Annotated in this window: 4 protein-coding genes; 3 read left to right on the top strand and 1 reads right to left on the bottom strand. The window is 57.4% G+C overall.

The genetic code is table 11. The annotated features are described in order from the left end of the window. Window positions 1-1359: 1359 nt before the first annotated feature. On the top strand, window positions 1360-1599 hold the full coding sequence (locus tag K359_RS0147335; RefSeq protein WP_029085186.1) for a hypothetical protein: 240 nt from the start codon (window positions 1360-1362) through the stop codon (window positions 1597-1599). Window positions 1600-1838: 239 nt separating this feature from the next. Here the strand turns inward: K359_RS0147335 and K359_RS56445 are convergent, their stop codons facing one another. After that, a complete protein-coding gene (locus tag K359_RS56445; protein WP_051346849.1) occupies window positions 1839-2060 on the bottom strand; it encodes a DUF3606 domain-containing protein in 222 nt (73 codons plus the stop codon). Window positions 2061-2183: 123 nt separating this feature from the next. On the opposite strand from K359_RS56445, the gene K359_RS0147325 reads away from it, so the two are divergent. Continuing rightward, window positions 2184-2534 carry a hypothetical protein gene (locus K359_RS0147325; RefSeq protein WP_029085185.1) on the top strand — a complete coding sequence of 117 codons (351 nt, stop codon included), beginning with the start codon at window positions 2184-2186 and terminating at the stop codon, window positions 2532-2534. A gap of 2 nt (window positions 2535-2536) precedes the next feature. Beyond that, on the top strand, window positions 2537-3309 hold a 773-nt coding region (locus tag K359_RS0147320; protein ID WP_029085184.1), incomplete at its 3' end, for an RNA ligase family protein.

The raw sequence follows: 3309 nt of genomic DNA, 5'->3' as shown, positions 1-3309 counted from the left end.
GCACAAAACACCAAAACCTTGCAATCTCAGAACGTCATTCCAGCCAAATTACGATTCCAGATCAGTCGCCTGGAAGCTTCTTAACGGGCGACTTTTAACTCTCTTCGAACAATCGCACGCCCGCTCATCAACTGTCCCCCCGCAGGCCCTAAATTTCATGCAAGGGCGCGCCAGACAATATCGCATGTAAATCCGGTGGCAGTCCAAGTGGCAATATTGCCACTTTTTCCTAGCATTCGGCGCGGAACTGCAGTTCGCGCTTGTCTCACCACTGGATCGGGTGTGCGGTCGGGTTGACCAATCTCGACTGACGCGGGACTGGCCATGGCCCCAGCAATCGCCCCCAGGGCCTCCAAGGGTTGCTGGGGCCACTTCGTTTGGATTTCACCAAACGGGCATCGTTGCTATGATGTCTCAAGACGCGACGAAATGAAGAATGATGGCACCTACAACGCACGTCGCTATGGCAACGAGCGCGCCGGTACGTACCTCCCCGGTGCAGCCAGCGCACGTCGGCTGCTAAACTCGGCGCGTGCCCACGACCTCTAACCATAGAGGCGTCACGTTCAGCGTGACTCGCCAATACGACGATCGATTCGAGATCGTGATTGAGTTCGTTGATGGGTCGATACGCGGCACCGTGCGCACGAGGTTGCCCGAGTTGGCAAAGCGGCGTGCTGAAATGCTCATCAATCGCAAACTGAAAGAGAAGATCAGGCTTGTCTGAGTAAAGCGTCGCCTTTGCGATCAGGTAGGAAGCGGTGCGTTTATGCGTCTTTTGGAACTTCTCTCACCTCGCCGGGCTTCATCTGCAATTTTGCCGCGTCGCTCGCGCTCAGCCTGGTCTTTAAGAGGCTGGCGGTCCATCCCTCAGGGATAACATCTAAAACGCTCTCTACGGCCTTGTCGCGCGCCGTGGCTGCCAGCCAAATCCTCCATCCCCTGTCATCCGTCGTGACGCGGACAAGGTGAACTTCGGTGGCTCGGTACGCGTCCGTGTCAGGTCGTTTCTGGCCCTTGCTTGTCACGCCATTCTTCCAGCGCCTGTTGCGTCCTTTCGGACCGATCTACGACGGCTTTGCTTGACGCCAGGACCCGGTCACTATGTTCCATCCGCTCTAGATAATAGCGAGTGAATTCATCCTGAGTAGACGCCCTAGCGCGCCGGCAGTGTTTGGCCATGGCTAGATAATAGTCTGCTGCACTCATAACGGAATATGCGCCAGAAGCGGCGGACGTTCCAGAGCTAGCCGCCGCCACAATCAAGCCGACCCACTACTTGCTCCTGCCGTCCCTTGCGGGGGCCGCCGCTAAGCATTACTCCTGGGCTCGATCGGCAAGTGTACAGCGGGAGTTCAAATGAGCATTGTTAAGCGGCACCTAGCCGAGAGCGAAGAGCGCATGGTTCTTGTCGAGGAAATTTGCATCGATAAAGGGGCACTCGTTTTGGACCCCGACACCGAGGAAGTTTATTTTTCTGCCGATGACGAGGCTTATAAAAATGCCTACGTGGCGGTTTTTCAGGCTTGGGCGAAAGGCACAATAAAGGGCACTGCGGAACAAGTCTTCGAGGCCACCAAATCCGTTCTGGAGGACTAACATTCCAGAATCACATAGCGCGTCGCTTCGACGCGCAGCGAGCGCGGGATGATCGAGCAGCTCCATCCTGGGGTCTGGCGGCCCAAGAGTGGCCTGTTTTTAAAAGATCAGTATCCGGTTTCAGCTAGTCCGTCATTTGAGGAACCAAGCGCTGGTGCCTCGCCAGTGTTGTTCGGCAACAGCACTGTTTGTGGAAGCTGGCCTCAGCGTGTGCCTCTCGCTGAGGCTGGTCTTCAACGTCACTTCGAAGGTGTCCTTCCTAACGACCTTTTCAGTGCTGACCCGAGCCGACGCTCGGCTCGCTTTCGGCTGTTGCCGACCTTCTTGACGGCCTTCTTCACCGACGCTGCCGACTTCCCGGTCTTCCGCACCTCGTAGCGTACCTCGTAGTCTTGTCCACCAGCAACGCGGGCTCGGTCCTGCTTGCGCCCGCGAGTGCTCTTCTTCGCTTTTTTTGCCATTGCGGCCTCCCAGTTACAATGAAGGTCAAACGCAAGTACGATCATGCGGGTTCCTGCAGCATTGCGCCCGGAACGAATCAAACGGCGCGCACTTGAATACGGTTTCTGTTGCGTGGAGTCAGTATGCGTAAATCGAATTGGACACCTTCAATTGTCCCGAGGGATGACCAGACCTTTTATCTCGTCGCCGACGACTTTGGCCGCATAGGTCGCGCCTGGCGCGAGACGGATATCGAAACCGCGGACCTCGAGACGGTTATTCAGGACCTGATGGTTGGCGAGTATTCAAACCCGATCAGGATTGCCGCTTTCAACACATCGGAGCGCTGGTCCGAGGATGTCTCCGAGGATGTTGCCCGCGAGATTCAGCGACGCTGTGACCTTCAGCTTACCGACGTGCCCTCACATCTACAGGATTTCATTGATCGCCATGTGGGCCGCGACCAGAAGCAGCTTGTACTCCGACTGGTCTAGGCATGCCCTTCCAGCGCAAAAAGCCGGAGCAAATCGGGACCAAGGCGCTCTTTCCCGGCTTCATTGCGCCGGCCCTGGCGTCGCCAATCGAGAAGGTGCCGAGCGGCACGCGCTGGCACCATGAGATCAAGTTCGATGGTTATCGCGTTCAGGTCCATCTCGCCAATGAGGAGGTGAAGATCTACACCCGCCGGGGCAACGATTGGACCAAGCGTTTTAAGAAGATCGCCGACGACGCCTGGCACATCTCGGCTGCCTCTGCCATCATCGATGGCGAGGTCGTAGTGCCAGCGGCAAACGGCACGACCGACTTCTCCGTGTTGCAAAACGAGCTACGGGGCAAATCAACCAAGATCGTCCTGGTCGCCTTCGATCTGCTCTACCTCAACGGCCGCGATCTGCGGAAACTGCCGCTGAAGGAACGCAAGGCAGTGCTCAAGAAGTTGGTTGCCGGGACTGCCATCCAGTTCAGCGAGGGCTTCGAAGTCGACGGCGCCGAGATGTTCGCTCATGCCTGCAAACTGGGCTATGAGGGCGTTGTTTCGAAGGTCGCCGACAGCATTTACCCGACGGGTACGCGCAGCCGGGACTGGGTCAAGAAGACCTGCGCCCAGCGCGAGACGCTGACCATCGCGGGCTTCGCGTTGGATGGCGACAAATGGGACGGCATTTATGTGGGTCGCCGCCAGGGCGATGATCTGATCTATGCCGGCAAAGTTGACCATGGCTTCGACAAGGCGTCGGCCGCCGACCTACGCAAGCGTCTGACGCCGCT

The organism is Bradyrhizobium sp. th-b2, assembly GCF_000426785.1.
Lineage (GTDB): Bacteria > Pseudomonadota > Alphaproteobacteria > Rhizobiales > Xanthobacteraceae > Bradyrhizobium > Bradyrhizobium septentrionale.
This window is presented reverse-complemented; position numbering and strand designations above follow the sequence as displayed.